General features: G+C 55.5%; 8 protein-coding genes. All 8 read right to left on the minus strand.

Going from position 1 to position 8,067, the window contains the following annotated elements; all coding sequences use genetic code 11:
* Positions 1-13 precede the first annotated feature (13 nt).
* On the minus strand, positions 14-2,623 hold the full coding sequence (locus tag H4J77_RS15800; RefSeq protein WP_182249365.1) for an ankyrin repeat domain-containing protein: 2,610 nt from the start codon (positions 2,621-2,623) through the stop codon (positions 14-16).
* 13 nt (positions 2,624-2,636) lie between these two features.
* Positions 2,637-3,356 carry a TonB C-terminal domain-containing protein gene (locus H4J77_RS15805; RefSeq protein WP_182249367.1) on the minus strand — a complete coding sequence of 240 codons (720 nt, stop codon included), beginning with the start codon at positions 3,354-3,356 and terminating at the stop codon, positions 2,637-2,639.
* On the minus strand, positions 3,356-3,790 hold the full coding sequence (gene exbD / locus H4J77_RS15810; protein ID WP_123889807.1) for a TonB system transport protein ExbD: 435 nt from the start codon (positions 3,788-3,790) through the stop codon (positions 3,356-3,358). The genes H4J77_RS15805 and exbD overlap by 1 nt, the downstream gene beginning before the upstream one ends.
* Before the next feature lies 1 nt (position 3,791).
* The gene (locus tag H4J77_RS15815; protein ID WP_123889806.1) at positions 3,792-4,688 is read right to left on the minus strand and encodes a MotA/TolQ/ExbB proton channel family protein; all 897 of its coding nucleotides are present in this window, start codon (positions 4,686-4,688) and stop codon (positions 3,792-3,794) included.
* A gap of 47 nt (positions 4,689-4,735) precedes the next feature.
* Complete coding sequence (locus tag H4J77_RS15820) at positions 4,736-5,041, minus strand: transcriptional regulator (RefSeq protein WP_123889805.1); 306 nt, start codon at positions 5,039-5,041, stop codon at positions 4,736-4,738.
* A complete protein-coding gene (locus H4J77_RS15825; protein WP_123889804.1) occupies positions 5,041-5,589 on the minus strand; it encodes a hypothetical protein in 549 nt (182 codons plus the stop codon). The genes H4J77_RS15820 and H4J77_RS15825 overlap by 1 nt, the downstream gene beginning before the upstream one ends.
* A gap of 249 nt (positions 5,590-5,838) precedes the next feature.
* Positions 5,839-6,510, minus strand: coding sequence for a glutathione S-transferase (locus H4J77_RS15830; RefSeq protein ID WP_182249369.1), 672 nt, complete (start codon positions 6,508-6,510; stop codon positions 5,839-5,841).
* 75 nt (positions 6,511-6,585) lie between these two features.
* Complete coding sequence (locus H4J77_RS15835) at positions 6,586-7,764, minus strand: GGDEF domain-containing protein (RefSeq protein WP_123889802.1); 1,179 nt, start codon at positions 7,762-7,764, stop codon at positions 6,586-6,588.
* Positions 7,765-8,067: the final 303 nt, after the last annotated feature.

An 8,067-nucleotide genomic window follows, 5' to 3' on the forward strand; every position in this document is an offset into this window, starting at 1 on the left:
TTGGTTCCAATGGCTATCTAGGCTCCTCGTAGGTATCGGTTACCACCAATTGATAGTCAAAGCGGCGCCCGCCTCTATTATCGATGATGACATAACCGGCTCCGGTCGGCTTCAAGCCCTGAGTATAGGCTGCACTGTAAAGTGCACGCCAAGCCCCCTCGGCTGTCTGGGTCTGCGGCTGATAATGCAGGCTCAGCACTAATTGTTCCGGCTTCTGGTTGATACGATAACCAGCGATATTGGCGAGCGCCCCTTCAACAGGAAAGCTAACCTGAGGCTTGAGCAACTCGGGCGTATTGTCGGCGAGATTATCGAATACCAGGTTCAGCGGTCCTGTTATTCTCCCGCCAGCTTTGCGCTGCGCCGCCATGGCGACACTGATAGCCAGTGGGCCCACTTCATCCTTCATATCTTCCGGCGCTATCTCCGCTGGCCGTCCAAACAAGGTCATGGGTGCCCGAGTCAACAAGCGTATTGCATACTCGGTACCATCATCGCGGATGGTAAGTTCATCGCCACCGCGAATATCCACTACATTCTGCGACCCCGCGGGCAACGGCGCATAAGTTGCCTTACACAGGTCAGAGGCGCGATAGCGCTCCTGGTCACTTTGCGTCAGCAGCGCGTTTTTTTCCAACTGCTCACAAACCTGCTTGTCGTAGCCGCTCCAGGCCTGGCGCGCTGCGCCAGCATCCACCAGGAGATCGATCATTGCGCTGCCCGCCTCCCCAGCCGCAATCAGCAATGCGGTCTGCGGTGACGACTCAGCTGCGCGCCGATCAGGACCACCTACGCCCACGCCTGGCTTGCGCTGGGTTTGCGCATGAATATTGGTACCTGCGTCCAGCAACAATCGGGCACTCTGGGGCTGATCAACCTGTGCTGCAGACATCAATGCGGTCTTGCCCCAGGCATTACTCTCATTCACAGCAAATCCTCGCTGCAAGAGCAATGTCACAGCTTGCGGATCTGCTACAGCAGCCATCAAGGCAGTATCACCGTCTGCGCCAACACCCCGTTGTGCGCCCAACACGCGGGTTTCATAGTCGACAAAATCGCTGACTACTGACAATGGTGCGCCGTTGAGTAGCACACTATGCAAAGTGGCAAACTGACGCCCCTGCTCCAGAGCTCCGGCCTCCGGTGCTATCGCATAGCGCGGGCGGTATTCGGCAAAGGGCGCAGCAGGCGCACTCGGCGGTGCTGACGGCGCGTAGAGATTCTCCATAGCGCGGGCAAAGGTTTCGTGGAATAACAAATCTGCCGCAGTCACGGCCTCCTGCGAATTCAAGCCCTGGTCGGTAAATATGGATACCAGCTCCTGATGCGCAGGCCGTAGCATCGGCATAACCCGGCGATACAATCGCTTGGTGGCTACATTGCGTTCTGACCACTCAAAGAACTGATTCATGGCCATATCGTGACGGGCGCGAATGGCGGCCTCGCGACCGTTACGTTCAAGCTGGTCAACGCCCAGTAACGGCAGATTGAGCAGTGTCCATTGACGTTCTTTCCAACGCTGTGAGAGGTCGCGTCGTTCTTGCTGCGAATAGCCGAGCAATGGATCGCCAGCGAGCAGGGTCAGCGCCTCATCCAGCGCGCTGTAGCTGGGTAAGCCCCGCAGCGTATTGGACCTGGGTGGTGTCAGGTAGGTTTGAAACAGGCACTGCGGGGTGACAGTCCCCTGCAAGCCGTAAAGACCAGCATAGGCTGACTCGCCTCGGGCCGCAGGCGAATAGAAGCCCCAGGTTTCATTGACCAGAGCCCAGTTTTCACCCTGGTAAGTGAATACGTCAATACTGCCGTAATCGCCCGTTTGCGATGAGGAAGCATAGGCCCGCCCGCCATAATTGGGTTGTTGGGCGACCCAGCGCGGTAACAAGCGATCATCCATCACCACCTGACCATTAATACGCAAGCCTCGCGCCCGTTGCTGATACCCCGCATACAAACCGGCATCATACAATTCAACACTGACCTGCTGCCCGTTCAGGTCGACAGCCGTCACAGCTGCGCTACTACCGGCCCTGAGCTGGGCACCCGGCAAGGCCGCAAGATCGATTCGGCCATCAGCCGCCAACGACTGGTTCAACGCATTTGCGACTGTTGTGCAAAGACCATTACTACGGTCCTCAGCAACCCTGAACTCGGCGTAGCTGGCCCAGGCATGACGTTCACGCTGCGGCTGAGGCTGCGGTATCGGCCATGCCTTGAGTTGGGCATCGCGCTGGCGGTACATCGCCTGCAGACACGCAATGGCATTGCTGTCAGCGCTCACATCGGTACGGGTCGCATTGCCCAAACCGCACTGAGCGGCACGACTCAGCAGCCATTGACGCTGATTTGCCTCCAGCACCAGCGCACCCGGCAGGTCAAGCCGGTCGGTTAGCTTGTGCAAATAAACAGCAAGGTCTTTATCCTGCAGCGCCAAGGCATCACTGGCGCAGATCTGGCGATGAACATCTGGCAGCGCCCCTGCACACTCAAAACTGGCCTTGGTATCAGGGTTCAGCGGTGTCAGCTTAGGTGTGAGATCTGGTTTTGGCGGCGGTGGGGGCGCGCTGACGCAAGCACTCAGTGCCGCCAGCGTTGCAGCCAACATCAGGCGTTGATTGATCGACATACTTGTCTCCTGACTAATCTATAAAGATAGCGGTGCCATAAATAATGTATTGCCCAGAGCCATCACCCGGTGGTGCCGGGAAAGGTCCTGCGCTACGAATAGCCTGTTCGGCGGCCCGGTTCAGTACCTCGTCAACACAGCGATCAATCTCGTAGGACAGCATGCGGCCATTGCCATCGACGGTGATCTCGTAGGGTATAGAGCACTTGCGCTTCAAGTCGTTTGGGTCACCCTTATAGCCCGGCGGTGGCTCGTATAGAGCGCCCTCCGGACGTTTCAGGTTGGCAATGACTCGATTCTTTACCGTGTCGGCGTACCCCGATGGCGCCATACGCCCACGGCTGCTTGTTGCCGCGCTGGTTGGCGGCGCTGGTGGCGCGGCCCACTGCTGATTGGCACCAAAACTGTGTACCGGCGGACCACTCGGCTTGGGTGGTGGCGCAGGTGCTGGCGTGGGGCGCTGAACGACTCGAGGTTTGGGTGGTGGCTCAGGTTGTGGTGGTGGCTCTGGTTCGGGCTCCGGTTCCGGTTCCGGTTCCGGCTCGGGTTCTGGTTCGGGCTCTGGCGGCGGAATCTCAACCAACTCAATCGCAACCACCTGTGGCGTCTGCGGCGCGGCGTGTCGAAACTGGCTGCCAAACAGCCACACCAGCAAAGCGGCATGTAAGCCAAGCGAGACCAGCACCACCAGCAGACGCATCGCCCACTGGCTGCTATCTGTCATACGGCTCATCAGGGCTCCAGCTCTTCCGAGGCGACCAGGCTGATACGAGTATAACCGGCCTTTTGCAGCGTGTTCATAACGCGCATCAAGGTGCCGTAGTCCACGGCTTGATCACCACGTAAAAACAATCGCGTAGCTTTGTCGCCCTTGGTTACTGCGATGATCTGCGTTGCCAATGCTGACAGGCTGATGGGCTGTTCCTGCACAAAGAGCTTGCCGTCGGCCTGCACACTTACATAGATCGGTTCGTCTGGCGGCGGGCTCGGTGTGGCCGCATTACTTGGCAGGTCAACCGGCACATCCACCGTGGCCAAAGGTGCAGCCACCATGAAAATAATGAGTAGCACCAACATCACGTCAACAAAGGGCGTGATATTCATCTCGGCGTTTTGTTGATAGTTATGGCGTTTTACCAGCGGCCCGGAGCCAAGTTGAATGCCCATATCAACGTCCTTCGTCAAGCTGGCGCGATGTACTGGCAATCATCTCCGCAGAGAAATTATCCAGCGCACCAACGAAGCCGTTGATATCACGCGCGAACTTATTGAAGATCATCACCGCTGGAATAGCGGCAAACAGGCCAAGAGCCGTGGCCAAAAGCGCTTCCGCGATACCCGGCGCCACCACAGCAAGGCTGGCCGATTTGAGTGTGGCAATGCTGGCAAAGCTATTGAGGATGCCCCATACCGTCCCGAACAAGCCAATGAAGGGAGCGGTAGCACCTATGGTTGCCAGCACCCCCATCATGCTACCCATACGAGCCAAGTCACGCTCCTGCACAATACCGGCGGTTAACGCCATGCGTTGCAGTAAGCGGTTAACCCGGTCGGTTTCGGTTGTTTGTGCCGGCAGGCTCTTGAAGTGCTTCAGTTCTGCCTGCCCCACTTGCCACATCCGGCCCATAGCGCTGTTGTCTGCAGTATCAGCGAGCACGTCCAGCTGTCCCGCGCGGAACGCCTTGAGGAACTGTTGATTACCGCGGCGCGCACGAGTGAATACAAAGATCTTTTCAAACAGCACCGCCCAGGTCAGCAGCGAGCAAAAGACCAGCAGGAGCATGACCGCCTTAACCAAGGGATCAGCCTGCTCAAACATATCGCGCACACCAAAGGACACCGCATCGTCACTCGGTTGCACGGCGATCTCTTGCGCTATGGTCTGCACCCCGCTCTGAGTTCCCTGCACTTCCAACTCGGCTTGTGGTTGAGCCGTGCTGTCCTCTGTTTGCGCCCATACCCAGGACGCTGATAACCCGCCGGCCGCCAACAGCAAGCATAATGAAATCGCCCGCAAGCGGCCGTGCCAGCGACTGGCGAAGAGTGTAAAGGTATGAGTCTGCATGTTGCCCCCGATTGTGATTTTTATGTTGAGGTATTGAGTAAGGCTGTTTAGCTATCAATATTCTGCGGCGTGAGAATCGCGTGAAGGTTGGCCACGTAGTGGGCAAATGCTTCTCTGCCCTTGGCACTGAGGCTCACCCGTGTACGCGGCTTCTTGCCGACGAAATCCTTTTTGATTCGCACATATTCCGCACCTTCCAGCGTGCCCAAATGCGCACCCAGGTTGCCATCGGTGGTATCCACAATGGCGCGCAAAGAAACAAACTCAAGCCATTGGTTGCTCGCCAACGTATTCAGGGCGGCCATGATTTTCAGGCGAACCGGCTGGTGAATAAGGTCGTCTGGTGTCTCCATCAGGTGCGCCTCAACCAGAGACTGGACACGATAAAGGTGCCGCCCCAGGCGAGGGCCAGCCACCACCAATAGTGCACGGTGGCAAAAAGGAAACAGCAGAAACAAAGGATGGCCAGAGAGGTGCCAATAATCAGATAGCGCGGGCGTGACTGAGCACCGCGAATGGCATAAAGCGTGGCAACAAATAGCGGCACGACCATGCTGCCCTGCTGCGGCGTAAGTGGCCACATGACAACGTGTATCAATGCGGCGAACAGCAGCACGGACCCCACTAATACCAGGTAGCGCCAAACGATACCGGGCATGGACTCCTGCGCAACGCGCGCCAAGCGAACGCCAGCCAAAAGACCAACGATCACCACTACCAGCCAGATTAGTAACAAAAGCGAAGGGAAAAGTGCGGTAAAAATACAGCCAAGCAGATTGACTACGCCCCACAGCATTAACTGTCGTGACTCGGCGCGGTAGTCCTGGAAACCGGCAGCACGCGCCTGCACGCTATTGATCGCGCGCAAGGCTGCCGCTGCTTCTTCGGGGGATGGAGACATTGCTCATCTCTATTTTTGTTTTATGCAAAGTACTCTATTGAACAGAGTAGACAAAAACAAGATGTGTCTTGAAATTTTTATTTTTTGATTGTGATAGCTAGCGAGGCCTTGCTAGCGCTGAAGTAAAACAGGCAGAACATACCAAAAGCCAGCACTTACTAAAGAAGCGTTGGGGGCAAAAAAGCAGGCGTAGTTTCCGCAGGGAGGTCTGCGCCTGCCAGTTAATCCAGCATCATAAAAGCCTGCATTTCAGCCAATGATGTTGTACTCACCGCCACGCTCCAGCGCCTTTTTATAAGCAGGACGTGCGTGAATACGCTGCAAAAATGCGGTCAGGTTTGGCCACTTCTGATCGAGCCCACCGCGGGCGGCAGCAGCTTCTAATGGAAAGCTCAGCTGCACATCTGCAGCACTGAAGTCATCTCCCACAAACCACCCGGTCGCAGCCAACTCCGAATTCATGTAGTTCAAGTGCTGGATAATTTGCGGCTCAATAAAGTTACCTTTTACTTTGCCGGCAATGCCCTTGGCGAAAGGTTTGGCAAAAAAGGGCATGGGCGCAGACTCGACCCGATTGAATACCAGCTTGAGCAGCAGTGGCGTCATCGCCGATCCCTCGGCGTAGTGCAACCAGTAGTTGAAACGTAGTCGCTCAGCGGTGCCAGTAGCGGGTGCCAGGCGTCCTTGGCCGTATGTATCAACCAGATATTCAACGATCGCGCCAGACTCTGCCAGGGTCAATTCGCCATCAGTGATCACCGGCGATTTTCCCAACGGATGTATCGCCTTAAGCGCTGCCGGAGCCTGCATAGTCTCAGGGTCCCGCTCGTAGCGCTTCACTTCATACTCCAACCCCAGCTCCTCAAGTAACCAGAGGATGCGTTGCGAGCGCGAATTATTCAGATGATGAACAACAATCATAGGTATACAACCTTGTCTGTATTGGAAGTTAGTTGCACGTGCTATCGCGATAGGATCTTTGCCGCTATGCCGACCTTACGAAGGAACTGGCGTCAGTATTGGCTCAGGCTGCCAGCATCTCACACAATTACGTCCGTCCTGCTTCGCCCGATAAAGCGCCTTATCAGCCCGATCGATCAGACTATACAGGCCCTGCCTCTCGACATCAGCGCTAGAAATATAGCCGATTGAAACGGTCGCGCTCAGCTCGCCTTGGGCAACTGTGAACGTCTGAGTTTGCCATAGTGTGCGTATACGCTCAGCCAATGCATCGATACTCTGACTATTACCCCCTGGTATCAATAAAACAAATTCCTCGCCACCAAAGCGGCACAGCAAATCCTGCGCCCGCACTTGTTGCGACAAATGCCTGGCAAATGCCTTCAGCACCTCGTCTCCGGCGCCGTGGCCATGCGTATCGTTGATACACTTAAACTTATCGAGATCCATCAATAGAAGCGCCACCTCCTCCCGTTCACGCTGGCTGATCGCAAGCTGACGCAAGGCAGACTCTTCAAAGGCACGGCGATTGAGCAAATTGGTGAGTGGATCGCGGGTTGCCTGTAGCTTGAGTTCATCCTGAAGGCTACGGGTAGCCAGAATGACACAGAGCAACGAAAAGCAGTAAACAAATACAATACCTTCAAGGTAGTTGAGCGCCTCTACTGATTCTGCGGCGTCGAGGGTGTCTGCAGCCATATAAACAGGATCAAATTGATACAGTAAAAAGCGGCGCAGATAGATCACAGAGTGAACGCCCCACAAACTACTCCATACCCAAATCAGCGCGCGTTGAGGTATGCGCATGCGCCACAGTTCGACGATATTGAGCAGGCTGACCAGCACCACAATCAAACTGTACAACACTACGCTGTAACGCCATGAGTCACGCAAAACAAAAAACAAACCACCTTGCACCAACAGCGTGAGGCACATTGTCAGCCAGAAGCCATTAATATGCCCGTTGAGGCGGTAGCAGCGCGTCCCCCACAGCCACACGAAGTAACCTTGTGTGATCACAGCGGCGCTAAGCCATAGCGGCACTTGATGTCTCATGCTTTGCAACACCACACCGACGATGATCACGCCAATGCCCAGCGCCCAGTAGCGAATGGCAACAACCTGACGATTCAAAAAGCTGGCTACCAGCAGCCCCAATGCAGAGGTAATCGTGGTTAACGCAAGAACGACCATCAAGGTAGTGATATCAAGCATGGGCAGTCTGTTACCAGGCGTCTATTTTGATTTACAGACTAGCCCCAAGCCTAGATAAACACCACGCGATATAATGGCAAATCGCCTTTTTCTGCTTTAATTTCAACTCTGCTCAGGGTTGTCACAGCCGTCCGCCGGGTGCTCTACCCAAATCAAATCGTCAGTCGCAAAACCTAGCTCGGGTTCTACCCCGTTTCCACGGACGGTTATAAAACAGCTAAGAGCTTTTGATCCTGCGCAGCAACTCTACGTCGCATCCTAGGATTATGGAACCGCTCGATGTATTCAAATAGGTCTGCTCTT

This window comes from Pseudomonas sp. 5Ae-yellow (assembly GCF_014077575.1).
Taxonomy (GTDB): Bacteria; Pseudomonadota; Gammaproteobacteria; order Pseudomonadales; family Pseudomonadaceae; genus Halopseudomonas; species Halopseudomonas neustonica.